General features: G+C 64.2%; 20 protein-coding genes. 11 read left to right on the top strand and 9 right to left on the bottom strand.

The genetic code is table 11. The annotated features are described in order from the left end of the window. Positions 1 to 3 precede the first annotated feature (3 nt). Positions 4 to 744: a 16S rRNA (uracil(1498)-N(3))-methyltransferase gene (locus NOX35_RS26150; protein ID WP_256495247.1), complete on the bottom strand. Its 741-nt coding sequence runs from the start codon at positions 742 to 744 to the stop codon at positions 4 to 6. Between the two features lie 184 nt (positions 745 to 928). Beyond that, entirely contained in the window at positions 929 to 2035 is a 1107-nt protein-coding gene (locus NOX35_RS26145; protein WP_182285057.1) for an aminoglycoside phosphotransferase family protein, read from the bottom strand. A 243-nt stretch (positions 2036 to 2278) separates the two neighbouring features. On the opposite strand from NOX35_RS26145, the gene NOX35_RS26140 reads away from it, so the two are divergent. From NOX35_RS26140 to rsmA, 3 genes are all read left to right on the top strand, one after another. Then, on the top strand, positions 2279 to 4627 hold the full coding sequence (locus tag NOX35_RS26140) for an LPS-assembly protein LptD (RefSeq protein ID WP_232538075.1): 2349 nt from the start codon (positions 2279 to 2281) through the stop codon (positions 4625 to 4627). Positions 4628 to 4641: 14 nt separating this feature from the next. Next, positions 4642 to 6069, top strand: coding sequence for a peptidylprolyl isomerase (locus NOX35_RS26135; protein ID WP_182285056.1), 1428 nt, complete (start codon positions 4642 to 4644; stop codon positions 6067 to 6069). Between the two features lie 102 nt (positions 6070 to 6171). After that, the gene (gene rsmA / locus NOX35_RS26130; protein WP_182285055.1) at positions 6172 to 6933 is read left to right on the top strand and encodes a 16S rRNA (adenine(1518)-N(6)/adenine(1519)-N(6))-dimethyltransferase RsmA; all 762 of its coding nucleotides are present in this window, start codon (positions 6172 to 6174) and stop codon (positions 6931 to 6933) included. Between the two features lie 62 nt (positions 6934 to 6995). On the opposite strand, the gene NOX35_RS26125 is transcribed toward rsmA, so the two are convergent. Both NOX35_RS26125 and NOX35_RS26120 read right to left on the bottom strand, forming a co-directional pair. Then, positions 6996 to 8351, bottom strand: coding sequence for an aspartate aminotransferase family protein (locus NOX35_RS26125; RefSeq protein ID WP_182285054.1), 1356 nt, complete (start codon positions 8349 to 8351; stop codon positions 6996 to 6998). A gap of 320 nt (positions 8352 to 8671) precedes the next feature. Then, positions 8672 to 8926, bottom strand: coding sequence for a DUF2061 domain-containing protein (locus NOX35_RS26120; protein WP_182285053.1), 255 nt, complete (start codon positions 8924 to 8926; stop codon positions 8672 to 8674). A gap of 197 nt (positions 8927 to 9123) precedes the next feature. Here NOX35_RS26120 and NOX35_RS26115 point away from each other — a divergent pair, with 197 nt between their 5' ends. Genes NOX35_RS26115 through NOX35_RS26105 form a run of 3 tightly spaced genes read left to right on the top strand, consistent with a single transcriptional unit; the run spans position 9124 to position 11175 of the window. Beyond that, positions 9124 to 9636 carry a GNAT family N-acetyltransferase gene (locus NOX35_RS26115; protein WP_182285052.1) on the top strand — a complete coding sequence of 171 codons (513 nt, stop codon included), beginning with the start codon at positions 9124 to 9126 and terminating at the stop codon, positions 9634 to 9636. A 26-nt stretch (positions 9637 to 9662) separates the two neighbouring features. After that, positions 9663 to 10220: an NUDIX hydrolase gene (locus NOX35_RS26110; protein ID WP_256495246.1), complete on the top strand. Its 558-nt coding sequence runs from the start codon at positions 9663 to 9665 to the stop codon at positions 10218 to 10220. A gap of 58 nt (positions 10221 to 10278) precedes the next feature. Further along, positions 10279 to 11175, top strand: a complete 897-nt coding sequence (locus NOX35_RS26105) for a DMT family transporter (RefSeq protein WP_256495245.1) — start codon at positions 10279 to 10281, stop codon at positions 11173 to 11175. Positions 11176 to 11197: 22 nt separating this feature from the next. On the opposite strand, the gene NOX35_RS26100 is transcribed toward NOX35_RS26105, so the two are convergent. Further along, on the bottom strand, positions 11198 to 12118 hold the full coding sequence (locus NOX35_RS26100) for a LysR family transcriptional regulator (RefSeq protein ID WP_182285049.1): 921 nt from the start codon (positions 12116 to 12118) through the stop codon (positions 11198 to 11200). Between the two features lie 158 nt (positions 12119 to 12276). Between NOX35_RS26100 and NOX35_RS26095 the strand changes: the two genes are divergently transcribed. The 4 genes from NOX35_RS26095 (at position 12277) to NOX35_RS26080 (ending at position 16914) form a co-directional block, all read left to right on the top strand. Then, positions 12277 to 13287 (top strand): tripartite tricarboxylate transporter substrate binding protein, encoded by a 1011-nt coding sequence (locus tag NOX35_RS26095; RefSeq protein WP_256495244.1) that lies wholly within the window; start codon positions 12277 to 12279, stop codon positions 13285 to 13287. Positions 13288 to 13433: 146 nt separating this feature from the next. Further along, positions 13434 to 15050 (top strand): gamma-glutamyltransferase family protein, encoded by a 1617-nt coding sequence (locus NOX35_RS26090; RefSeq protein WP_256495243.1) that lies wholly within the window; start codon positions 13434 to 13436, stop codon positions 15048 to 15050. A gap of 201 nt (positions 15051 to 15251) precedes the next feature. Next, positions 15252 to 16175: an RNA polymerase sigma-70 factor gene (locus NOX35_RS26085; protein WP_182285046.1), complete on the top strand. Its 924-nt coding sequence runs from the start codon at positions 15252 to 15254 to the stop codon at positions 16173 to 16175. 241 nt (positions 16176 to 16416) lie between these two features. Further along, a complete protein-coding gene (locus NOX35_RS26080) occupies positions 16417 to 16914 on the top strand; it encodes a carboxymuconolactone decarboxylase family protein (protein ID WP_256495240.1) in 498 nt (165 codons plus the stop codon). A gap of 122 nt (positions 16915 to 17036) precedes the next feature. Here the strand turns inward: NOX35_RS26080 and NOX35_RS26075 are convergent, their stop codons facing one another. The 3 genes from NOX35_RS26075 to tcuA all read right to left on the bottom strand — a co-directional run bounded on the left by NOX35_RS26075 (position 17037) and on the right by tcuA (position 20775). Beyond that, complete coding sequence (locus tag NOX35_RS26075) at positions 17037 to 18020, bottom strand: tripartite tricarboxylate transporter substrate binding protein (protein ID WP_182285044.1); 984 nt, start codon at positions 18018 to 18020, stop codon at positions 17037 to 17039. A gap of 91 nt (positions 18021 to 18111) precedes the next feature. Continuing rightward, complete coding sequence (gene tcuB / locus NOX35_RS26070; RefSeq protein ID WP_256495239.1) at positions 18112 to 19320, bottom strand: tricarballylate utilization 4Fe-4S protein TcuB; 1209 nt, start codon at positions 19318 to 19320, stop codon at positions 18112 to 18114. Positions 19321 to 19323: 3 nt separating this feature from the next. After that, positions 19324 to 20775, bottom strand: a complete 1452-nt coding sequence (gene tcuA / locus NOX35_RS26065; protein WP_182285042.1) for an FAD-dependent tricarballylate dehydrogenase TcuA — start codon at positions 20773 to 20775, stop codon at positions 19324 to 19326. Positions 20776 to 21016: 241 nt separating this feature from the next. Between tcuA and NOX35_RS26060 the strand changes: the two genes are divergently transcribed. Continuing rightward, positions 21017 to 23032: a DUF2075 domain-containing protein gene (locus NOX35_RS26060; RefSeq protein ID WP_256495238.1), complete on the top strand. Its 2016-nt coding sequence runs from the start codon at positions 21017 to 21019 to the stop codon at positions 23030 to 23032. Here the strand turns inward: NOX35_RS26060 and NOX35_RS26055 are convergent. Beyond that, the gene (locus tag NOX35_RS26055) at positions 23016 to 23954 is read right to left on the bottom strand and encodes a LysR substrate-binding domain-containing protein (protein ID WP_256495237.1); all 939 of its coding nucleotides are present in this window, start codon (positions 23952 to 23954) and stop codon (positions 23016 to 23018) included. The genes NOX35_RS26060 and NOX35_RS26055 overlap by 17 nt on opposite strands. Between the last annotated feature and the right edge of the window lie 42 nt (positions 23955 to 23996).

Below are 23996 nucleotides of genomic sequence, written 5' to 3'. Positions count from 1 at the left end.
GATTTACTCCAGGGCCAGCAGGGACAGGGCGGCAACCGATGCCGTTTCAGCGCGCAGCACGCGGGAGCCGAGACTGGCAGGCTTCCAGCCCTGCTCCAGTGCCCAGTCTTCTTCCTGGGCGGTCAGGCCCCCTTCGGGGCCATGCAGCACCCAGACTGCCTGAGCATCGCCGGCGGCGGTACGCAGCGGCTGGTTGCCTTCGCGCAGCGACAGCACCAGACGCGTCGCATCGGCCGCTGCGGCTTGCTGGCTGCGCAGCCAGTCGGCCAGCGATTGGGGCGCGTGAATCACGGGCACCTGGTTGCGGCCGCATTGCTCGCAGGCCGAGACGGCAATCGACTGCCAGCGCTCGATCTTCTTGTCGGCACGGTCGCCCTTGAGCTTGAGCACGCTGCGCGCCGCCATCACGGGCTGGATGCTGGCAACGCCCAGCTCGGTGGCTTTTTCCACCAGCCAGTCCATGCGCTCGTTGGCGGGCATGCCGACGACCAGGTGCACGGCACGTGCGGCTTCGCGCTCGACGGGGCTGTGGTTGTCCACGCGCACGCTCACATCGCTGCGGCCCATGTGGGTGATGGTCGCCTGGAACTCGCCGCCGGTAAAACCGTTGCCGGTCTGGCCCTCAAACAGGGTGATGACATCGCCGGGCTGGTGGCGCAGCACCTGCACATGGCGGGCGGCACCTGCAGGCAGGTCCAGCTCGTTGCCGATGTGCAGTGGAATAGGGCAGTGATAGCGCGGCATAGGGAAAAATTCGGGGTTCGTGATTCATGGTGCCACGCAGAGTCCGTGGCTCGCAAAACTGGCGCTGAATCACCTCAGGGACGCCAAGCAAGGGCCGCCCCTTACGCTCAGGGCGTCGTCCCCCTCCCGCATTGCGAAGCAAGGCGAGAGAGGGGGAAGCCGCAAAGCGGCTCAGGGGGTGTGTTCACATCCGCCCGTAGGCGTAACCCACCTGCGTCTGGATGCCTTCGATCTCGTCGATCAATTTGAGGAACGGGCCCAGCGCGCGATAGCGGTTGCAGGTGGAGCGGATGTAGTGGATGAAACGAGGCGCATCGGCCAGATACCTGGGCTTGCCGTCGCGCAGCGTCAGGCGCGCAAAGATACCCGCAACCTTGAGGTGGCGCTGCAGGCCCATCCATTCAACCCCACGGTAGAACTCCCCGAAGTCATCACCCCAGCCGCTGGCGCTGTTGGCGCCCACCAGGCCGGCCTTGCGGGCCTTTTCCCAGTAACGGATGGTGATGTCGATGATGAAGTCCTCTTCCCAGCTGATGAAGGCATCGCGCAGCAGGCTGGCGATGTCATAGGTGATGGGGCCGTAGACGGCATCCTGAAAATCCAGCACGCCAAGCGGCGCACCGCTGGACACAGGTTGCATCAGGTTGCGCATCATGAAGTCGCGGTGCACATAGACGCAGGGAGCCTGCAGATTATGGGCGACGATCTGATCGAAGGTCTTGCCGAGCAGGGCCTGCTGCTTGTCGTCCAGCGTGAACTGGCGGTGCTTGGCGATGTACCAGTCGGGAAACAGCTGTAGCTCGCGGCGCAGCAGGGCCTCGTCATAGAGAGGCAAGCTGCCGGTATTGCCGGCCTTGGAGGCCAGTTGCCAGTCCAGCAGCACCTCGATGGCCGAGCGGTACCAGGCTTCGGCATCCTGGGGTTTTTCGGGGTTCAGAGCCTCGATGACGGTCTGGCCGCCCAGGTCGCTGAGCAGCATGAAGCCGTGACCGGCGTCCCAGTCCAGGATCTGCGGCACGCACAGGCCGGCCTGGTTCATCAGGCCCTGAACCTTGGCAAAAGGCGCGCAATCTTCCTTGTCTGGTGGCGCGTCCATGACGATCAGGCTGCTGCCATCGCTGCGATCCAGGCGCAGATAGCGGCGAAAGCTCGCATCGGCCGAAGCGGGGCGCAGGGTTGCGGGAAGCAGCTGGTGCTTTTGAGCCAGCGGTGCCAGCCAGGCGTCGAATGCGGCGTGGCGGGCAGAATCTGCCCAGGCAACGCCAACTGTGGGGGTGATAGGAGCGGTCATGGATAATCGGATTTTACAAACCGATGCCGCCGCATCTGTGGACAGTGGTGCTAGGCTCTCGGTTTTCTGTTGACGTGTGCCAGGGCACGCGCGCTTTTGACGTTCAAGATCATCGTGCAATCCCCATCCCATCCGCGAGATTTCCTACCTGCCTGCCCTGCCCGTTCGACGCGTGCGGGAGCTGCTCGGCCGGTGATTCGTCCTCTGGCATGGGCTGTGGCACTGGCATGGGCGGGTGCTGGCATGCAAGTCCATGCCCAGTCCGCCGACACTGCGAGCGGATTGTCCTCCTCCAGCGTCGCGGGCGAGCTGCCAGCCTTGGAACTCAAGTCCAGCAGTCTGTTGCAGGAGAGCTATCCTCAGGAAGTGCGCGACCAGCAGCCCATCTATATCAAAGGTGACAGCCTGTCCGGTCAGCCCGATATCAAGGCCTCGGTTCATGGCGAGGCAGAGTTGCGCCGCGGCGACACCATGATCCGCGCGGACAAGCTCGACTATGCGGTTCCGGACGACAGGATCAACGCCGTGGGCTCGGTCCACATCAACCAGGCCGGCAATGTCTACGAGGGGACGGTGCTGGATCTGCAGATGGATGCCTTCAAGGGCCAGTTCGACAATGCCAACTATCGCTTTCTGGCCACGGGCGGCCATGGCGAATCCTCGCGAGTGGATTTCATCGACAAGGATCGTTCGGTCGTCCATGACGCCACCTACACCACCTGCCAGCGCGATGACGAGGCCAGCTGGGAGCCGAGCTGGGTGCTCGAGGCCAAGACCATTCATCTGGACATGGCCGAAGAGGTGGGGGTGGCCGAGGGTGCGTCCCTGAAGTTCAAGGGCGTGACCGTCCTGCCCGTGCCGCGCATGAGCTTTCCGCTCTCGGACAAGCGCAAATCGGGCCTGCTGCCGCCCATGATAGGCATGGACAAGCTCGGCGGCATCGAGTATTCACAGCCCTATTACTGGAATATCGCCCCCAATCGCGATATGACCATCACGCCCACGCTGATGACCAAGCGCGGCGTGAACCTGACGGGACAGTTCCGCTATCTGGAGCCCAGCTACTCGGGCGAGACCTATGCCAGCTACATGCCGGGCGACAATCTGCGCAACCGCGATCGCTGGGGTTATTCCTGGCAGCATCGTGCGAGCTTCGATACGCCGGTCGGCGGTCTGGGGCTGAACCTCAATCTGAACCGCGTCAGCGACGGTGATTACTGGCGCGACTTCCGCCTGGCTCCCGTGGCGCTGCGCCAGCGCCTGCTGCCCAGCACGGCCAATCTGAGCTGGGCCAAGGGCGATGGGGTGCTGAGCCTCAATGTGCTGCGCTACCAGGTGCAGCAGGATGTGACTTCGCCGATTGCGCCGCCCTACAGCATGGTGCCGCAGCTGCAGTACCGCTACACGCCGCTGGACCTGCCGCATGGACTGGATTTCTCCGTGGTGGCCGACACCACACGCTTCGAGCTGATTCGCCCCATCACGGGCCAGGTCGGCAACAACGGCCAGCGCAGCTATGTGCAGGCACAGCTGAGCCGGCCATTCCTGTCTCCCGGCGCCTTCATCACGCCCAAGCTGATGCTGCATACCTCCATGTATCAGACCGATCAGCTGATGAGCAATGGCAGCAAGAGCGCCAACCGGACCTTGCCCACCTTCAGCCTGGACAGCGGCCTGATCTTCGAGCGCGACACCTCCTGGTTCGGCAAGAATCTGCTGCAGACCTTCGAGCCCCGGGCCTTCTACACCTATACGCCCTATCGCGACCAGAGCATGCTGCCGCTCTACGATACGGGCCGCAGCGATTTCAACTTCGCGAGTATTTTTTCCGAGAACGACTATGTCGGTCAGGACCGCATTGCCGATAACCACCTGATGACGCTGGGCGCGACCTCGCGCTTCATCGACCCCGAAAGCGGCGCAGAAAAGCTCAAGTTCGCCGTGGCCCAGCGCGTTCGCCTGTCCGATCAGCGCGTGCTGCTGCCCGGTGAGGTGGCTGCCACCAGCAAGCTGTCCGATATCCTGCTGGGCGCGGCCTTCAACTGGACCGACAAGTGGTCGCTGGAAGGCACGACCCAGTACAACAAGGACTTGAATCGCACGGTGCGTACCACGGCTACGGTGCGTTACAGTCCGGGCAACTATCGCACCTTCAACATTGGCTACCGCACGCAGCTGGATACGGTCACCAAGAAGCCCTCCAGCGAGCTGGTGGACGTGGGCTGGCAATGGCCCATCAACGACCTCTGGGGTGACAAGGGCAAGGAACTGGGCGCCGGTCGCGGCCAGGGCGGTGGCCGCTGGTATGCCGTGGGCCGCCTCAACTACTCCATCAAGGACAACAAGCTGGTGGATACCGTGGTCGGCCTGGAATACGACGGTTGCTGCTGGATTGGCCGTGTGGTGCTGGAGCGTCTGCAAAGCTCGTTCATCCAGTCCAATCTGCGTCTGCTGTTCCAGATGGAGTTCGTGGGCTTCTCGCGCCTGAGCTTTGGTGCCGATCCCACCTCCAGCCTCAAGCAGAATGTGCCGCGCTATCAATATTTGCGTGAGGCGGTGACTCCGCCCAGCCGCTTTACCAATTACGATTAATCAAGGCTTTTTTCATGCGTTTTTTCTCCAAGACATCCAATGCATGTGCTGTTGCCGTGGCACTGGCTGTAATGGCTGCCGGTGTACAGGCCCAGGGCCTGAAGAGTCCCGGCAGCAAGGCCAAGGCTGGCAAGGACTCCTCCATCTCGCGCGCATTGGAGGCTACGGCCCAGCCCTCGGGGCGTCAGGCTCCGGCAGCCGCACAGGGTGTTCGCTCGGCCGATTACATCGTGGCCGTGGTCAATTCCGAGCCCATCACCAATAACGAAGTGCGTGCGCGCATGGCGCGCGTGGCGCAGAACGTGACCGAGCAGGGCGGCCAGCTTCCGTCCCAGAGCGAGCTGGCCCGCCAGGTGCTGGAGCGCCTGATTGTCGAACGCGTGCAGTTGCAGGAAGCCAAGGACACGGGCATCAACATTGACAACATGACGGTCGATCAGGCCGTGGCCAATGTGGCGCGCCAGAACAGTACCGACAAGGCCGGCCTGCTGTCGCGCCTGAAGGCCGAAGGGATTTCCGAAGCGCAGTTCCGTTCGGAGATCCGCAACCAGATGCTGATGCAGCGTGTGCGCGAGCGTGATGTGGATGGCCGCGTCAAGGTCACGGAAGCCGACATCGATCGCTATCTCAAGGAGCAAAGGCGCCCCGGCGATGCGGCGGCTGGTGCGGCAGCCAATCTGGGTCATATCCTGATCACCGTGCCGGAAAACGCCAGCCCTGCCGTGGTGGCGGAGCGCGAAGCCAAGGCCAAGCAGGCGGCAGAAGCGGCGCGCAAGAATCCCGATTTCATCGCTGCCGTGCGTGAGTTCTCGGATGTGCCCAATGGCCAGGGTGGCGGCGCCATGGGCATGCGCCTCATGAGCGATTACCCCGAGCTGTTTTCTCAGCAAGTGGGCAATGCGGCGGTCGGCGCCATCGTCGGCCCGTTCCGTTCGGGTGCCGGTTTCCACGTGCTCAAGGTGCTGGAGAAGTCCCAGTCCGGTGCGCCCGTGTACATCACGCAGAACCACAGCCGCCATATCCTGCTGACCGTGGGTGAGGGCATGACCGAAGCGCAGGCGGCCAAGCGCCTGGAGGACTACAAGCGCCGTGTGGAAGCTGGTCAGGCCACCTTCCAGCAACTGGCGCAGGAGTTCTCCAAGGACGGCAGCGCCCGCAATGGCGGTGATCTGGGCTGGTCCTCGCCAGGCCAGTTCGTGCCCGAGTTCGAGCGAGTGCTCGACAGCCTCCAGCCCGGCCAGATCAGCAACCCCGTGGTGTCGCGTTTCGGCGTGCACCTGATTCAGCTGATCGAACGTCGCCAGGAAAAGCTCACCGAACGCGAACAGCGCGAAATGGTGCGTAACGTGGTGCGCGATCGCAAGGCCGAACAGGACTACGAAACCTGGCTCAAGGAGCTGCGCGGCAAGGCCTTTGTGGAATACCGCGAGCCACCCCAATAAGTCCATTCAATCCGCTTGAGTGCCCGGTAGTGTCATGATTGTGCACCGGGCATCGGAGCTCCTCCCCATTCCAAGCGGTGCCCAGGCACCGCTTTCGCATTCATGAAACATATTCCCCGCAAGCGCTTCGGCCAGAATTTCCTGACCGACGGCGCCATCATCGACAACATCGTCCAGGCCATCGACCCCAAGGCGGGCGAACCCATGGTCGAGATCGGCCCCGGCCTGATGGCGCTGTCCCAGCCCCTGGTCGAGCGCCTGGGCAAGCTCACCGTGATCGAGCTGGACCGCGACTTGGCGGCCCGTCTGCGTCTGCGCGACGATCTCGATGTGGTCGAGTCCGATGTGCTCAAGGTGGACTTCCGTGCGCTGGCTGCGCGTCTGGGCGTGGCCAAGTTGCGCGTGGTCGGCAATCTGCCCTACAACATCTCCAGCCCCATTCTTTTCCATCTGCTGGAGCAGGTGGATGTGGTGCAGGATCAGCATTTCATGCTGCAAAAAGAGGTCATAGACCGCATGGTGGCCGACGCCGGCACCTCGGCCTATGGCCGTCTGTCGGTGATGCTGCAGTGGCGCTACGCCATGGAAGATGTGCTGTTCGTGCCGCCGGGCAGCTTCAATCCGCCTCCCAAGGTGGACAGTGCCGTGGTGCGCATGATTCCGCGCGAGCAGCCTGCGGATCTCGATCCCAAGCTGCTGGAAGAGCTGGTGCAGGTGGCGTTCAGCCAGCGCCGCAAGATCCTGCGCAACACCCTGGGCAAGTGGCTGGAAACCAAGGGCTTTGCCGGCGAGTTCGACCTGCAGCGCCGCGCGGAAGAAGTGCCTGTCGCCGAATTCGAAGCCCTGGCGGCACGGCTTTCCTGAAATTGGATAAAATAGCTTCAATCGCTTGCGTGGTAAGCGATTGAAGCTATTGATTTGATAATTCAGTCGGTGGCCTGCAGCGCATCGCCCAGTGCGTTGATGAGCCGCTCGATCTCGGCCTGCTCGCTGATGAAGGGCGGCGCCAGCTGAATCGTGTCGCCGCCGTAGCGCACATAGAAGCCGGCTTCCCAGCATTTCATGGCGATCTCGTAAGGGCGTCTGGCGGGTTCGCCGGGCAGCGGGGCGATCGTGAGACCTGCCGCCAGGCCGATATTGCGGATGTCCAGCACATGCCTGGCGCCCTTGAGGCTGTGCACGGCCTGCTCGAAGAAGGGGGCCAGCGCGCGCACGCGGCCCGGGCCGTCTTCGCGCTCCAGCAGATCCAGTGCGGCAATGCCTGCCGCGCAGGCCACGGGATGGGCCGAATAGGTATAGCCGTGGGCAAACTCCAGCATGTACTGAGGCCCTCCGGCTGCCATGAACTGGTCATAGATGGCGGGCGAGACCACGCAGGCTCCCAGCGGCTGGGCACCATTGCTGACCTGCTTGGCGATATTCATGATGTCCGGCGTCACGCCAAAGGCCTCGGCCGCCGTCATCGCTCCGAGGCGGCCAAAGCCCGTGATGACCTCGTCGAAGATCAGCAGGATGTCGTGCTGGGTGCAGATTTCGCGCAAGCGCTGGAGATAGCCGGCGGGCGGAATCACCACCCCGCCCGAGCCCGACATGGGCTCCACGATCACGGCGGCGATATTGCTGGCGTCATGCAGGGCGATCAGATCGAGCAGCCGGTCTGCCAGGGCACGTCCATCGGCCTGGGGCTGGCCCTTGAAGAACGAACCCGGTGGCGGCTGGGTGTGCGGCAGATGGTCGGCTTCGATCCCTTGGCCGAACATCTTGCGGTTGCCCCCCATGCCGCCTACCGAGATGCCGCCAAAGTTCACGCCGTGGTAGCCCTTTTCACGGCCGATCAGCCGGGTTTTTGTGCCCTGGCCCCTGGCGCGCCAGTAGGCGCGCGCCATCTTCAGCGAGGTGTCGGCGGCTTCCGAGCCCGAGCCGGTGAAGAACACATGCTCAAGCCCCTGGGGCATCAGTGCCACGATGCGGTTGGCCAGCGCGAACGAGGCCGGGTGGCCGAACTGGAAGGCGGGAGCGTAATCGAGCTGCAGCGCAGCCTGTCCAATGGCCTCGGCGATCTCGCGGCGCCCATGGCCCAGCCCCGAGCACCACAGGCCCGAGAGGCCATCGAAAATGCGCCGGCCATCGGCATCGCTGTAGTAGGCGCCTTGGGCGCCCGTGATGATGCGGGGCCTGGCCTTGAAGTTGCGGTTGCCGGTGAACGGCATCCAGTGGGCGCTCAGCCATTGTTCGTCGTGGCGCGCGAGGTCTGCGGATGTCTGGCGGTCTGCAAGCTGCATGGGAACTCCTTGGATTCCCGGCCATTGTTGGCCTTGGGCCCGGTTTGGCAAATAGCCGCAAACCCATGGGCGTGTGCTGCAGGATTTATCCACAGGTGGCAATGGCGCCGGAGAGCCGGTCTCGTGGGCTTCTGTACATCGAATATCAAAAAAGCAGAATGGCGCTGGGATATTCAGGATTTATCCATGGCTTATGCCAAGGCTTGTACACATGATTTCTACAAGTCATTGAGGTTGCCGTTGCAGTCACCCAGCGTGGCCAGGGAGCGCAGCAGCCATTGCGCAAAAGTGGCGGGGTGGTCGGTGTTCATAGGCGGCTCTCAGGCGCTCAGCGCTTGTCCGGCAAGCCCTTGCTGCTCGCGTTTCTTCAGGCGGCGCTCCCAGACTTTTTCATGGAAGAAGAAGGCAAAGGCCTGGACTGTGGGCTCCAGCAGGCTCAGCGTCAGCGAGGCAATCAGATTGCCGGTCACGGCATAGGCGACACAGGCGGCCACGGTGATGTGGATCACGTAGTAGCTGGCGGTCTTGGTCAGCGTGAGCTGGTTCTGGCGCAATGTCTTGATCAAGCGTGTCATCTGTTTCTCCCTGAGCGATGTATGAATGGTAGGGAGGGTCGATACGAATTTCAAATTGAGAATCATTACTATTGCGATAGCGCCTACACACTGCTGCGAGATGAACGGCTTGCTAAGCTATGTGCCTGAGTTTGATTGAAACTGGTAGCCAGCCATTGACTGGTAATCGTTGACAGCTATTGATTTGAGAGTATTTGATGTCCGGATCGATGCCAATCCTGCTGCGCGCGCTGGGCGCGGACGATGTGGATGCCGTGATGCACATACAGCAGCATTGCTATGGCGCGGACTTTGCCGAGCCGCGCGAGGTGTTTGTGCGCCGTTTGCGCACCGCCGGGCATTGTTCCTGGGCGGCCGAGCAGGGGGGCGAGCTGGTGGCCTATCTGGCGGCCTACTGGTCGCGCCCCGGAGCCATCACGCCGCTCAATGGCGACTTTGCCGAATATGACGACGCCAGCGTGCTCTATCTGCACGATATGGCCGTGTCCGAGGCTGCGGCCGGTCAGGGCCTGGCGCGGCGCATGGTGCAGGCCCTGAAGGCGCAGGCCAGAGCGCGCGGCGTGCAGCGCACGGCACTGGTTTCGGTGCAGGGATCACGGCTTTACTGGGAGCGTCAAGGCTATGTGGTCGAATCCGTGACAAATGCTGCGCAGCAGCAACATTTGGCCAGTTACGGCGAAGGAGCGCTCTATATGGTGGGATTTATCTGACACATCGTCGGTTCGGGACAAGGATAATGCCGGCCATGCCCAATCGCTGGAAACCCAATGTGACTGTCTCGGCCATCATCGAACGCGATGGCCGTTTTTTGCTGGTGGAAGAACAAACGGCGGATGGACTGCGTCTGAACACGCCGGCCGGTCATCTCGACCCTTCCGAAAGCCCTGTCGATGCCTGTGTGCGCGAAGTCATGGAGGAGACAGCCTACAGTTTCACGCCCACGGCCCTGGTCGGCATCTACATGAACCGTTTTGTGCGCACGCGCACGGGCTCGGACATCACCTATCTGCGCTTTGCCTTCACGGGCGATCTGGGCATGCACCATGCCCAGCGCCGTCTGGACGACGGCATCGTGCGCAGCGTCTGGCTCTCGCTCGATGAGCTCAAGGCCACCGAGCATCTGCATCGCAGCCCCATCGTGCTGGAGTCGGTGGGTGATTATCTGGCCGGCCAGCGCTATGACATAGGCCTCATTCATGCCGATGCCAGCATCTACAAGGTGCCGCAGCTGACGCGCCCGGTGCCCGAAGAGGCCGGTGCCACGCTGGACGATGTGCTGGTGCAGATTCACTGATATTGGCCTTCGGCAGTTGTCACAGGCGTGCAGGCCGGGGCTGTGCACAATGCCCTGTATGTCTGTTGCCAGCCTGATCCGACTCATGACACTGGCCGCCCTCTGGGGCGGCAGTTTTTTATTCATGCGCGTGGCCGTACCCCATCTGGGGGCCGTGCCCACGGCCGTGGGACGCGGCCTGTTTTCAGCGCTGGGCCTTGGCGCAGCGTTGTTTGCCATGGGCTACCGGCCCAGGCCGGGACGCTATCTTTGGCCCTTGCTGGGGCTGGGCGTCATCAATTCCGGCATCCCCTTTCTCATGTACGCGCTGGCGGCCCAGGTGCTGCCATCGGGCTATAGCGCCATCTTCAATGCCACCACGCCACTAGTTGCTACCGTGGTGGGGGCGCTGGTGTTTGCCGAGGCGATTACGCCCGCGCGTGTGGCTGCCGTGCTGCTCGGGATTGGCGGCGTGGCGGTGCTGGCCCAGGCCGGGCCGCTGGATCTCAGCAGTGCCGTGCTGGGTGGTATGGCGGCCTGTTTTGTGGCCACGGTCTGCTATGCGTTTTCCAGCTATCTGACGCTCAGGCTGGCCGGTGCCAATGCGACCGTGGACACGCGCGCCGCCGTTTTCATCAGCCAGCTCGGTGCGCTGGTGGTGCTGACGCCGGCGCTGCTCATCGACATGGCACTGGAGCCCGGCATGCTGGCCAGGCTCCAGGCCGCTCCTCTGCTGGCATGGGGCAATGTGGCGCTGCTGGGCTTGCTGAGCACGGCTCTGGCCTATGTGCTGTATTTCCGGCTGATTGCCGATGAAGGCCCGCAAAAGGCGCTGACCGTGACCTTTATCGTGCCCGTGTTTGCAGTGCTCTGGGGTTGGGCCCTGCTCGATGAGTCCTTGACCGTCGCTCATGCCACGGGGGGCGGGCTGATTGCGCTGTCACTATGGCTGGTACTGCGCCCCAAGCCGGATTGAGTCGGCGCGAGCGGCTGCCGTATTACCAGGCGGCAGGCAGGCGCAGCTGCAAAAGCTCCAGAAAGGACTGCGCCGCATGCGGCAGCGTGCGGCCGGCCAGGGTCTGCACCTCGATATCGCGCAGATCCATGCCACGGTCGCTGAGCGCCACGGCCACAAGCGCGCCTGTGGCCACCATGTCGCGGGCGGCGATTTCGCTGGCCACGGCAACCGCCGTGCCCTGGGCCGCAAAGTTCAGCAGCGTCTTGCCGTGATTGCTCTCCAGGGCCGGCACCAGCATCAGTCCCTGGCGGCTGCAGGCGGCGTCCAGCAGCTGGCGCACGGCCGTGCTGGGCGGTGTCAGTGCCAGCGGATAGCGCACCAGCCTGGCCAGTGCCACGCTGCGCTCCTGCGCCAGCTCATGGCCGGATGCCACCAGAGCCAGCACGGGCGCGGCCACGCGGCAGGCGACGGTGATGCCGGGCTCGGGGGCCCGGCTGAAGCACAGGCCTATGTCGGCCATGCCGGTGCGCACGGCACCGGAAACCTCGTGCGTGGGCAGCACCGTCACCTCGAAGACGATGCCGCTGTGCTCGCGCTGGAAGGCAGCGCACAGGCGCGGCAGGAATTCGCTGGCGAAGGCATCGGAGCTGGCGATGCGCACCTTGCCGCTGCGCAGGCCCTGCAAGGCCTTGATCTCGTCCAGCGCGCGCTCGGCGTCCAGCCCCGCGCGGCGCGCATGATCGGCCAGGATCTCGCCGGCGGCGTTGAGCACCATGCCGCGCGGGTGGCGCTCGAACAGCGGCGTACCCAGCCGCGCCTCCAGCGCCGCGATCTGGCGGCTGATGGCCGAGGCCGCCACATGCAGTCTTGCCGAAGCCTCGCTCAGCGAGCCGCATTGTGCGACTTCGTGGAAGTAGCGCAGCGCGGTGTCTTGCAGCAGCAAATGGCGGGACTCGGGCATGGCAGTCGGTGAAAGCAAATCGCCATTGTGCCCGGTTTGCTTTTTCGGCAACGATGGCTTGCAAATTTGCAGATAGCGGCAAATGCCCCGGTTTTCTAAGATCTCCCGTTCGATGGTCGCCAGGCAGCGGCCAGCCCTCCATTTCTGCGGGAGTTGCCATGCAGGCACGGTTTACTGTTTCAACGACGCGCCGACAGTGGCTTCAGGCCGCTGCGGCCGTGGCAGGTGGTTTGCTGGCCTTGCCGGCCCTGGCCCAGGGCGAGGCCGCCTGGCCCGGCCGACCGGTGCGCGTGATCGTGCCGTTTCCGGCCAGCGGCGCCACCGATCTGGTGGCACGCGTGATCGCGCAGCGCGTATCGCAGGAGCTGGGCCAGCAACTGGTCATCGACAACCGGCCCGGCGCCGGCGGAACCATAGGCACGGCCGAGGCCGCCAAGGCGGCGGCCGACGGCTATACGCTGCTGTTCACCACCAGCAGCACGCATGCCATCTCGCCGCATCTGATGCCCAGGCTGGCCTACAAGGCGGACAAGGACTTCAGTCCCATCGCGCATACGGCGGACGCGGCCAGCGTGCTGCTGGTCACGCCCTCGCTGCCGGTCAAGAGCGTGCAGGAGCTGATGGCCTACGCCAGGGCCAATCCCGGCAAGCTCAACTACGCCAGCAGCGGCAACGGCACCATCGTGCACCTGAACACCGCCGCCTTCGCTGCGCAGGCCGGCATACAGCTCGCCCATGTGCCCTACAAGGGCACCGCGCAATCGATCACCGATCTGGCGGCAGGCCAGGTGCATCTGCTGTTCGACTCCATTCCCACGGGCATGCCCCATGTGGCCAGCGGCCGCCTGCGTGCCCTGGCCGTGACCGGCGACAGGCGCAGCACGCTGGCTCCGAATCTGCCCACGGTGGCCGAATCGGGCCTGCCAGGCTATTCCTCGGTCACCTGGTTCGGTGTCTACGGCCCGGCCGGCATGAAGCCCGAGCTGGTCGGCCGGATCAACCAGGCCTTCAACCGCGCCATCCAGAATCCCGAGGTGATCGCCAGCCTGGCCAAGCAGGGCGTGGAGCCCGCCAAGCCGCAGACGCCCGCGCAGTTCGCGGCCATGGTGCAGGCCGACAGCGCGCGCTGGGCCAAGGTCATCAGGGACAACCACATTACTTTGGAATGACGTATGAAACCCCCTGTGCGGCTGCGCCGCTTCCCCCTGGGAGGGGGACGGCATCCTCGCCGCGAGGCGGCTCTTGCTCGATGCCTCTGGCCTGGAGCGTGTCAGCTTTAGACGCCACGCCCATGAATCACTGATCGGACTTAGATATGACCGACCTCGTCAAGGACTGGACGCTTCCCTATGCCTCGCACCGCTCGCCGGTGCTGGGGCGCAACGTGGTCAGTACCTCGCAGCCGCTGGCCGCGCAGGCCGGCCTATCCATGCTGCAGGCAGGCGGCAATGCCGTGGATGCGGCGCTGGCCGCGGCGATGACGCTCACCGTGGTCGAGCCCACGGGCTGCGGCATCGGCAGCGACGGCTTTGCCATCGTTTGGGACGGCAAGGAGCTGCACGGCCTCAACGCCTCGGGCCGCTCGCCTGCGGGCTGGACGCCCGACTACTTTGCCCAGCTGGGCGGCATACCGGAGAAGGGCTGGAACGCCGTGACCGTGCCGGGTGCCGTGTCGGCCTGGGTGGCGCTGTCCAAGCGCTTCGGCAAGCTGCCCTTCGCGCAGGTGGCCCAGCCCGCCATAGCCTATGCACGCAACGGTTTCGCGGTCTCGCCCACGATTGCCACGCTCTGGGAGCTGGGCGGCAAGAAACTGGGCGACCAGCCCGGCTTTGCCGAGTGCTTTCTGCCAGGCGGCCGCGCGCCCCGGGCCGGTGAGGTATTCAGGAGTGAAGCCCATGCGCGCACGCTGGAGGAGATTGCCGCCACCATGGGCGAGTCCTTCTACCGCGGGGCGCTGGCCAGGAAGATGGTCGAGCATTCGCGGGCCTGCGGTGGCGTGATGAGTGAGCAAGACCTGGCCGCGCACCAGGCCGACTGGGTGGGAACGGTGTCGCAGAAGTTCGGCGACTCGGTGATCCACGAGATTCCGCCCAACGGCCAGGGCATTGCGGCGCTGATGGCGCTGGGCATGCTGGACGAGCTGGGTGCGGGTGGCGATCCGATCGGATCGCAGCCGCTGGACGGCGTGGACAGCGTGCACCTGCAGATCGAGGCCATGAAGCTGGCTTTTGCCGACCTGCACCAGTACAACGCCGACCTGGAGCATATGCGCGTCACTCCTGCGCAACTGCTGGACCGCGACTACCTGCGCGAACGCGCCCAGCTCATTGACCGTGACAAGGCCAGCTTGCCCAGCTATGGCGCACCGCGTCCCGGCGGCACGGTCTACCTGGCGGCGGCCGATGCCAGCGGCATGATGGTTTCCTTCATCCAGTCCAACTACATGGGCTTCGGCTCGGGCGTGGTCGTGCCGGGCACGGGCATCAGCCTGCAGAACCGAGGCCACGGCTTTAGCACCGAGGCTGGCCATGCCAACCAGGTCGGCCCGCGCAAGCGCCCCTCGCACACCATCATTCCGGCCTTTGCCATGCATGCCGACGGCAGGCCGCAAATGGCGTTCGGCGTCATGGGCGGCCCGATGCAGAGCCAGGGCCATCTGCAGATGGCGCTGCGCGTGCTGCGCTACGGCCAGAACCCGCAGGCTGCGGCCGATGCACCGCGCTGGCGCGTGACCGGCGGCAAGGGCGTGGCCGTGGAGCCGTCCTTCGATGCCGCCGTCGTCGAGCAGCTGCGCGCACGCGGCCATGAGGTCAGCGTCGAGGCCGGCCATGGCGTGTTCGCCTTTGGCGGCGCCCAGCTGGTGCTGCGCGAGGGCGAGCACTACATCGCGGGCTCCGATCCGCGCAAGGACGGGTGCGCGGTGGGGTATTGAGGTCCCCCCCCTGAGCGGCTGCGCCGCTTCCCCCCAAGGGGACGACACCTTCGGTGCGGGGCGGCCCTCCCTCGGTGTCTCTGGCTCAGGGCGCGCCGGTTTTAAGCCGGCACCCTGTCACAAAGTGCGCTGGTTCTGCGTCTAAGGCTTGGGGCCTGTCACACTGGGTGGCTGGCCCGGCCTATTTGCAGGAGACATCACGTGAGCCCCACTTCCCACGCTGCGCCGTCCGCCGATGCGGGACTGCAGGATTTCGAGCGCCATCGCCCGCGCCTGTTCGGGCTGGCCTACCGCATGCTGGGCCAGCGCGCCGAGGCCGAGGACCTGGTGCAGGATGTCTGGCTGCGCTGGCAGGACAGCGAGCGCGCCGCCATTGCCCAGCCCGAGGCCTGGCTGGTGACCACGGCCACGCGGCTGGCCATAGACCGGCTGCGGCGCCTGCGTGTGGAGCGCGAGCACTATGCGGGCTTCTGGCTGCCGGAGCCGCTGGTCCAGCCCTGGACCGAGGCCGCTCCCTCGGCCGAGGAGTTGCTGGAGCAGGCCCATGACGTCTCCACGGCGCTGCTGTTCGTGCTGGAGCAGCTGACGCCCGAGGAGCGCGCGGCCTTTTTGCTGCGTGAGGTCTTCGATGCCGACTATGCCGAAGTGGCCCAGGCGCTGGGCCGCAGCGAGGCCGCCTGCCGCCAGCTGGTGCACCGCGCGCGTGCCCATGTGAAGGCCGGACGGCCGCGCTTCGAGGCGCCCGCACAGGCCCATGCCGAGCTGCTGCGCCGCTTTGCCCAGGCTGCGCGGGGCGGCGATCTGGCGCAGATCCAGGCGCTCTTCGCGCCCGATGCCGCGCTGATCAGCGACGGCGGCGGCAAGGTGGCTTCCTTTGGCCGCGTGCTGGAAACCGGGCGCCGCCTGGCGCTGCTGTATTTCGCCACGGCCCGACGCCTGCGCCGCGACGGGCAGGAGCAGACCCTGCATCTGGCGCGGGTCAACGGCCTGCCGGGTCTGGTGCGCTGCGTGGATGGCCAGGTGGAGTCGGTGCAGACGCTGCTGGTCGAGGACGGTCTGATCCGGCGCATCTACACGCTGCGCAATCCGGACAAGCTGACCCGCGTGCTCGTGCCGGGTGCCTGATGGCCTGATGGGCGACGCCCGTCGCAGAAGGCGAAGAAAGCAATAGCTGTTACCGCAAGTCAATCAACAGATTCAGATGGCTTTATTGCTGAATTTGTTTTGCACCGGGCGATAGAAGCTATGTTTATTGATGACCCGGCGATGAACGGCCAGGCCTGTCACAAACCGCAGCGCTGCCGCGTCTAAGAGGTATGGGCCGGCCGCTGGGGCGGGCCTGCAATGTCCCTCAAGGAGTATTCACATGTCCGACATCGCCAATCCCGCCGCCAACCCTATTGCCATCCCCGCGCCGCGCCTGGACTTCCGTGCGCTGGCCCCCGAGCTCTACAAGGCGCAGGCCGGCCTCAACGCCCTGATCGCGCGCTCCAGCCTCGGCGTGCAGCTGCTGGAGCTGGTCTATCTGCGCGTCTCGCAGATCAACGGCTGCGCTTTCTGCGTGGACATGCATGTGCGCGAGCTGCTGTCGCGCGGCGAGGACCTGCAGCGCATCAACAGCGTGGTGGTCTGGCGCGAGGTGGACTTGTTCGAGATGCGCGAGCGCGCCGCGCTGAACTGGGCCGAGCGCTGCACGCAGCTGAGCCAGGCCCATCCCGGGCCGCAGGACTTCGAGGCCTTGCGCCCCTACTTCAGCGAGCGCGAAATCGTGGAGCTCAGCTACGCGATCGGCTGCATCAATGTCTGGAACCGTCTGTGCGTGGGCTTTGCGGCTCCCGTGGAGAAAAAGCCCATCACCGTCTGAGCTGTTGCCCGGCTTCCCCGTGGCATGGTGCCGTCGGCGAGGCCCTTGCTCGCCGTCCCCGACCTGGGCTGCGTCCCACTCATGCCTTATGCATCGGCGCCAGCAGGACTGCCAGCACGCTCTCAGTTCTGGGTGATCTTGCGTTCCTTGACCACCTTGCCCCATTGCTCGTATTCCTTCTTCATGAAGGCCGCGAACTCGGTGCGGGTTGTGGGCTGGGGTGTCAGGCCGTGGACCTTGAGCGCCTCGGCCACTGCAGGGTCCTTGAGCACCTTGACGATTTCCAGGTTCCAGCGGTCCAGCACGGGCGTGGGGGTCTTGCCGGGGGCGACGAAGGCATACCAGTTCAGCGCCTCGAAGCCGGGGAAGCCCGCTTCGGCCACGGTGGGAATATTGGGCATGTAGGCGGGGCGGGTCAGGCCGGTGGTGGCCAGCGGAATCAGCTTGCCGGTCTCGATATGCGGCAGGGCCGTCGGGGGTGCGGCGAAGTAGGAGGTGACGCGCTCGCCCAGCAGGTCCTGCAGGGCCGGTGCGCCGCCCTTGTAGGGCACGTGAACCATCTCCACGCCAGCGCGCTGGTTGAACAGCTCGCCCGCCAGATGCGAGGCCGATCCCGCGCCGGTCGATGCATAGTCCACGCTGCCGGGGCTCTTCTTGGCCTTGGCCACGAACTCGGCCAGGTTCTTCACGCCCGCGCCCTTGTGCACCACCAGCACATTGGGGAAGTTCACGCCGCCCGAGATGGGTGCCAGGTCGGTGAAAGGGTTGTAGCCCACCTTCATGATGTGGGGCGCAATCGTCAGCGGGCCGATGGAGCCGAACAGCAGCACCGAACCGTCGGTCGGGGCCTTGGCCACGAACTGGTGGGCGATATTGCCGCCCGCGCCGCCCTTGTTGTCCACCACTACGGTCTGGCCGATGTTCTCGCCCAGCTTCTTGGCAATCATGCGCGCCGCTGCGTCGGCGGCTCCACCAGCGGCAAAGCCCACGACCAGGGTCACGGGCTTGTTGGGCAGCCAGTCGGGTGCAGCCTGTGCCGCCGAGCCCAGGCTCAGCAGGGAGGCGGCCACGGCCGTGGCGCGCAGGAAATGGCGTTTGTTCATCATGGGATGTCTCCTTGGTCGGGGGAAGGAATGCCGGTAATCCGGCTTTTTTCTGAAAGCAGGCACGGCATGCGTGCCTGTCATGGGGCTTCGCTCAATCAGCGCCCAGGCCGATGGGGCTGGGCTCGCGCTTTTCGGTGTTGTGGCGCAGCAGCGCAGCCGTGCGAAACACGCCGTGGGCAAACTTGCCGTAGGGCAGGGTGGCAAACAGCGCAATCACGGCACCCAGGTGCAGACACAGCAGCAGTGCCAGTGCGGGTGTGCCTCGGCCCAGCCATAGCGCCAGACCGCTTGCGGCCACCAGGAACAGCAGGGCGATGAAGCCGAGGTCCATGGGCTTTTGCTTGGCATCGCCATGCAGCGGGTGGCGAGCGCGGTTCAGCATCCACAGGCCGGCCGTGCCGATCATCAGGCTCACGCCGCCCAGGGCGCCCAGAATCTTGGGCAGGCTGGGCAGCTCGTAGGGAGCGGGCAGATCGAAGACATAGTGATAGACCGTGGCCAGGCCGGTGGCAGCAAAGCACAGCATGAAGCCGTAGAAGGTCAGGTGGTGGAAGCGGCGGCGCTTCAAGGTGTACTCGTCGTCCTCGTTGTGGCAGCCGTCGCCATGGCCGCCGTCCAGGTATTTCAGGCGCAGCACGTCATGCGTGGCTTCGGCAGCGGCGGGGCCGCTGACATCCACATTGCTGGTGGCGGGCTTGACGTCCTTCCAGAAGCGGCGCACGCCCATGAACAGCGCGAAGACCACGAACAGGAACACCGGCGCGAAGATGCCGACCAGCAGGTTGTGCGGGAACAGGTTGTAGAAGTTGTTGCCCAGATTGCCGTTCCACAGCTGGCCAATGCCACCTTGCGCCGCGACGGCCAGCGCCAGGAACAGGAAGAGTCCGGCCACCAGTGCCAGGGACAGGGTCAGGCCGTTCTTCTGGTACAGCCTGCCCAAGGCGGGCGGCCAGGCATAGTCGGCATAGGTCTGGCCGCGCACTTCGGCCATGGCCTTGGGGATGTTGATGCCGAATTCATGCGGCGGTGCGTACTGGCAGGCGTGCAGGCAGGCGCCGCAGTTATGGCAGAGGTTGGCCAGGTAATGCACATCGGCCTTGCCGAACTCCAGACGGCGCGTCATGGCCGGGAACACGGCGCAGAAACCTTCGCAATAGCGGCAGGCATTGCAGATCTGCATCACGCGCGCCACCTCGTCTTCGGCAGCGGTTTCCGTTGGGGCGGGGAGGATGGGAATCACCTTGCCGGTGGCCAGGGTCTGGGCTTCCTTGCCCAATTCTTGCAGGGATTGGATGCTCATGATTTAGACCTCGTCCTTGACGGCACCATGGATAGCGGGTTTGCCGGCAGCCGCGAGAGCAGCATTGCGTCCGGCAATGCGGCCAAAGGCCGTGCCTATCGACATGCCCACGCCGGCCGTGTAGCCCTTGCCCAGCACATTGCCGGCCATCATTTCGCCGGCCACGAACAGGTTCTGGCTGGGCTGGTCCCTGAAGCGCACGGCGGAGGTGTCGTCCACCTTCAGGCCCAGATAGGTGAAGGTCACGCCGGGGCGCAGCGCATAGCCGTAGTAGGGGCCGGTGTCGAGCGGGCGAGCCCAGTGCGTCTTGGCGGGAGCCAGGCCTTCGGTGTGGCAGTCGTCCAGCGCGGTATGGTCGAAATGGCCGACCTTGCAGCTGCTGTTGTAGGCGTCGAGGGTGGCCATGAAGCGGTCCACATCCAGCCCCAGCTTCTGTGCCAGCTCGGGCAGGGAGTCGGCCTTCACGCCAGGGAACACCGGCGGCATGAAGCGGCCTATGGCCTTGCTGTCGATGATGGAGTAGGCGACCTGGCCGGGCTGCTGGGCCACCAGGCGGCCCCAGATCGCATAGCGCTTGGGCCAGAAGTCCTCGCCCTCGTCATAAAAGCGCTGGGCATCGCGGTTCACCACCACGCCCAGCGAGACGCAGTCGATACGCGTGCAGATGCCGCCGTCGTACAGCGGAGCGCGGGCATCGATGGCCACCATGTGCGCCTGCGTGGGATCGCCCAGACCGTCGGCCTGCTGCTCTTGCAGCATATGCTTGAGCAGCACGCCCTGGTTGAAGGCCGTGCCGCGGATGATGAAGTTGTCGGCCGGCCATTCGCCGCGCTCGTTCTGGCCCCAGGCCTCGCGCAGCCATTCGCGGTTGGACTCGAAGCCGCCCGCCGCCAGCACGCAGCTCTTGGCCGTGATGCGCTGGCGCCCATCCTTGGTCTTGACCCAGGCGGCCTGGAACCGGCCGTTCTCGATTTCGAGCTTGTCCACGGGCGACTCGTAGCGGATCTCCACGCCCAGCTTTTCGGCGCTGCGGAAATAGGCATTCACCAGCGCCTTGCCGCCGCCCATGAAGAAGGCATTGGTGCGTGCCACATGCAGCGCGCCCGACAGCGGTGGCTGGAAGTGCACGCCATGCCTGCGCATCCAGCTGCGGCAGGTCGAGGAGGCCCGGATCACCATGCGTGCCAGATGCTCGTTGGTGAGGCCGCCCGTGACCTTGAGCAGGTCCTGCCAGTACTCTTCTTCGGGATAGGCCTCGACCAGCACGTCCTGGGGCGCATCGTGCATGCAGCGCAGATTGCGGGTGTGGCCGGAGTTGCCGCCGCGCCATTCGCGCGGTGCAGATTCAAGCAGCAGCACACGGCTGCCTGCTTCGCGCGCCATCAGCGCGGCGCACAGGGCGGCGTTGCCGCCACCGATGACGAGTACATCGGTGTCAAAGGCTTCAGTTTTCATGATGGGCTGCCACGGGGCCGGTGGCGATTCAACGTGGGGGAATCGAGCGCAGGCGGCGACCCCGCGTGAAAGAGGGGACACCGTCAGACAAGTATTGAACCGGAATGTAGTGAGTGCCGCGTCACCCGTGTAGCAGAGGGAGGGGATAGGGGTATCACTATTTGTGATGAATTGACGCCGAAGCAGCTCGCATCGCCGTGCGCGGGCTATGCTCAAACGGTTTTGAATATCGCCCTTAGAAATGAAAAAACCTTCCCAGCGCGCTGCATATATCGCCACGATTCAGGAGTTTTTTGCTGCCTCAGTCCATACCATCTTGGGGCAACTTTCCATCGCATCCGAAGGTGATGTAGCGACGGAGCAAATGGGGGCTTGGAAGCAGCAGATCGAAATTCTCCGCGAGGCGCTCGACTCCAGTATGGAGGGCATGATCGGCTTTGAGTTCGTCATCCCCCGCATTGGCCGGCGCGTGGATAACTTGCTGCTTTTGGGGAACAAAGTGGCGGTACTGGAGTTCAAGGTGGGCGCCAAGCAATACGACGCGGCGGCGCAAACACAGGTCTTGGACTATGCCTTGGACCTGCGCAACTTTCATGGGGGCAGCCATACGGCAGTGATTGCACCCATCTTGGTAGCGACTGCTGCGCCGGATGTGGAGCAGGCCTATACCTACCCAGTGGATGGCATCTACCCTGTCATCCAAGCCAATACCGACAGTTTGCGCGCGGTGCTGGCGAAGTTCGCGCAGTCTGCAGCAGGGCTTGAACTGGACTATGCAGCCTGGCTGGCTGCCGGATACCGGCCAACGCCTACCATTGTGGAGGCCGCGCAAGCCCTCTACAAAGGTCATGGGGTGGAGGAAATTACGCACTCCGAAGCCGGGGCAGAGAACTTAGGAGCTACCACCGAGGCGTTGACGGCGGCGATTGATCGTGCGCGGCAGTTCAAGCGAAAGGTGATTTGCTTTGTGTCTGGCGTGCCAGGTGCAGGCAAGACTTTGGCGGGGCTGAACTTGGTGTGCGAGCGCCGCAAACATGATGCTGATGAGCAAGAGCATGCGGTGTTCTTGTCGGGCAATGGCCCCTTGGTGGATGTTTTGCGAGAGGCGTTGGCCCGCGATGAAGTGCTGCAAAGCAAGCAAAGCGCCCAGCCCGTCAGAAAAAACGATGCAGAGCGCAAAGCCAAGGCGTTTATCCAAAACATTCACCATTTTCGAGATGACAACCTTAAAAGCGAGGCGGCGCCTGTTGAGCGGGTGGTAGTTTTTGATGAAGCCCAGCGCGCATGGGACCGCGAGCAAGCCAGCAAGTTCATGCGCACCAAGCGCAACGAGCCCGACTTTGACCAATCAGAGCCAGCTTTTTTGATTGATGTGATGGACAGGCACGAGGGCTGGGCTGCCATTGTTTGCTTAATTGGCGGAGGCCAAGAAATCAACACCGGCGAAGCCGGATTGGAGGAATGGCTGCGCGCGCTGCGGGACCGCTTTACGCATTGGGATATCTATCTTCCCGTGCCATTGGAGAACAGCAGCTATCTGCACAGCTTTCAGTTGTCAGAGCTAAAACATAGTCAAATCGTGCGCTCGCCCGCATTGCACCTAGGGGTATCGCTACGATCTTTTCGTTCAGAGCGGCTGTCACAAGCCATCGCCGCCGTGATGGCTGGCGAGATTGCTGAGGCAAAAGCGCAGCTGCAGCAAGTGCTCAAACATTACCCCATCGTGCGCACGCGCTCGTTGGCACAGGCCAAGCAGTGGCTTAAAAGCAAGGCACGGGGCAGCGAGCGCTATGGGGCGTTGGCCTCCTCGGGCGCCAAGCGCATCAAGCCCTTGGGCTTAAATATGGGCGTGAAGATCGACCCTTGTGCATGGTTCTTGAACGATGCCAATGACGTGAGATCGTCTTATTACCTGGAAGATGCCGGCAGTGAGTTCGATGTGCAGGGCTTGGAGTTGGATTGGACCATGGTGGTTTGGGATGGCGATTTGATGTACCAGCCCCAGAACCCATCCGCCCCCTGGCGCTTTCGCAGCTTCAGCGGCACGCGGTGGCAAGAGATTCGGCAAGAGGTCGATCAACGCTATCGCTTGAATGCCTACCGGGTGCTGCTCACCAGAGCGCGCCAAGGCATGGTTATTGTGGTGCCCGAGGGCGACGAACAAGACTCAACGCGCGATTCGCAGTTTTATGACCCGAGCTGGGAATATTTGGCGCTTTTGGGTATTCCCGAGGTGCCTATTAGGACACCAGCTTAGCCCCCACCCATCCCCCTGACTGCACCAGCTGGCGTGCGTAATCCATCAGCACTACGCGGGCAGCAAGAGCTGCTGGCGAGAGCTCGTCGTCCGACAGGCTGCACAGGGCGGCCTTGCGCCGCACCGAGTCATCGGCGATCTGGGACCACTGAAAACGCTCGGCTGCATCACGGTACATGCCCACGGCTGACCAGGGCTGGACCGTGGCGCCCATGCCGGCGTCGACTGCTTCCATCAGCAGGGTCAGCGAGTCGATCTCCATGGCCATCTGCGACTGGAAACCGGCACTGGTGAACGAGGCCATGATGGAGCTGCGCAGGCCGTGGCTGCCCGAGGGCAGGATCAGCGGCACTTGCTGCAGCTGCTCCAGGCTGATGGGCACTTCATGCTGAATCTGCGGCGCCACCGGTTGCTGGCGCGACTGGATCAGAAACAGCTGCTCTTCCAGCAGAGGCATCACGCTCCATCGTCTGGCGCTCTGAGTATCGAAAAGGATGGCCAGATCCAGCTGTCTGGCGTTGAGAAGACTCGTCAGATGCCCTGAGAGGGCCGACACCATGTGCAACCTCACCTCGGGGTAGCGCTCGCGCATGGCTCGCATCAGCGGCAGGCCCAGCACATTGGCAATCGTGGGCGACAGGCCGATGCTGACGGCACCCGACAGCCGCGCCTGCTGGGCCGCGTGAATGGCCTGCTGGGCATGGCGCAGGGTCAGCTGGGCCTGATGGAAAAAGGCCTGGCCGGCCTCGGTAGGAGTGACGCCACGCGGTGTGCGCTGCAGCAGCCGCGTCGAGAGTTCGGACTCCAGGCGGCTGATCTGCTGGCTCAGCGCCGACTGCACCATGTCCAGATCCAGCGCTGCCCGGCTCATGGAGCCCAGTTCAACAATTCGTACAAAGTAGCGTAGCTGGCGCAGTTCCATGGCAAATCCTCACGCCCGCAGCAGTTGACGGGCGCTGGGATA

The sequence above is a fragment of the Comamonas sp. C11 genome (assembly GCF_024496285.1).
GTDB lineage: Bacteria > Pseudomonadota > Gammaproteobacteria > Burkholderiales > Burkholderiaceae_C > Comamonas > Comamonas testosteroni_F.
Note: the sequence above shows the minus strand (reverse complement) of the source record. Positions and strands in the feature narration are given on the sequence as shown.

Bases quoted from the DNA above. Each gene is read 5' to 3' on its own strand.
- NOX35_RS26150 (WP_256495247.1), bottom strand. From the start codon at position 744: ATGCCGCGCTATCACTGCCCTATTCCACTGCACATCGGCAACGAGCTG.
- NOX35_RS26145 (WP_182285057.1), bottom strand. From the start codon at position 2,035: ATGACCGCTCCTATCACCCCCACAGTTGGCGTTGCCTGGGCAGATTCT.
- NOX35_RS26140 (WP_232538075.1), top strand. From the start codon at position 2,279: ATGCAAGTCCATGCCCAGTCCGCCGACACTGCGAGCGGATTGTCCTCC.
- NOX35_RS26135 (WP_182285056.1), top strand. From the start codon at position 4,642: ATGCGTTTTTTCTCCAAGACATCCAATGCATGTGCTGTTGCCGTGGCA.
- rsmA (WP_182285055.1), top strand. From the start codon at position 6,172: ATGAAACATATTCCCCGCAAGCGCTTCGGCCAGAATTTCCTGACCGAC.
- NOX35_RS26125 (WP_182285054.1), bottom strand. From the start codon at position 8,351: ATGCAGCTTGCAGACCGCCAGACATCCGCAGACCTCGCGCGCCACGAC.
- NOX35_RS26120 (WP_182285053.1), bottom strand. From the start codon at position 8,926: ATGACACGCTTGATCAAGACATTGCGCCAGAACCAGCTCACGCTGACC.
- NOX35_RS26115 (WP_182285052.1), top strand. From the start codon at position 9,124: ATGTCCGGATCGATGCCAATCCTGCTGCGCGCGCTGGGCGCGGACGAT.
- NOX35_RS26110 (WP_256495246.1), top strand. From the start codon at position 9,663: ATGCCGGCCATGCCCAATCGCTGGAAACCCAATGTGACTGTCTCGGCC.
- NOX35_RS26105 (WP_256495245.1), top strand. From the start codon at position 10,279: ATGTCTGTTGCCAGCCTGATCCGACTCATGACACTGGCCGCCCTCTGG.
- NOX35_RS26100 (WP_182285049.1), bottom strand. From the start codon at position 12,118: ATGCCCGAGTCCCGCCATTTGCTGCTGCAAGACACCGCGCTGCGCTAC.
- NOX35_RS26095 (WP_256495244.1), top strand. From the start codon at position 12,277: ATGCAGGCACGGTTTACTGTTTCAACGACGCGCCGACAGTGGCTTCAG.
- NOX35_RS26090 (WP_256495243.1), top strand. From the start codon at position 13,434: ATGACCGACCTCGTCAAGGACTGGACGCTTCCCTATGCCTCGCACCGC.
- NOX35_RS26080 (WP_256495240.1), top strand. From the start codon at position 16,417: ATGTCCGACATCGCCAATCCCGCCGCCAACCCTATTGCCATCCCCGCG.
- NOX35_RS26075 (WP_182285044.1), bottom strand. From the start codon at position 18,020: ATGATGAACAAACGCCATTTCCTGCGCGCCACGGCCGTGGCCGCCTCC.
- tcuB (WP_256495239.1), bottom strand. From the start codon at position 19,320: ATGAGCATCCAATCCCTGCAAGAATTGGGCAAGGAAGCCCAGACCCTG.
- tcuA (WP_182285042.1), bottom strand. From the start codon at position 20,775: ATGAAAACTGAAGCCTTTGACACCGATGTACTCGTCATCGGTGGCGGC.
- NOX35_RS26060 (WP_256495238.1), top strand. From the start codon at position 21,017: ATGAAAAAACCTTCCCAGCGCGCTGCATATATCGCCACGATTCAGGAG.
- NOX35_RS26055 (WP_256495237.1), bottom strand. From the start codon at position 23,954: ATGGAACTGCGCCAGCTACGCTACTTTGTACGAATTGTTGAACTGGGC.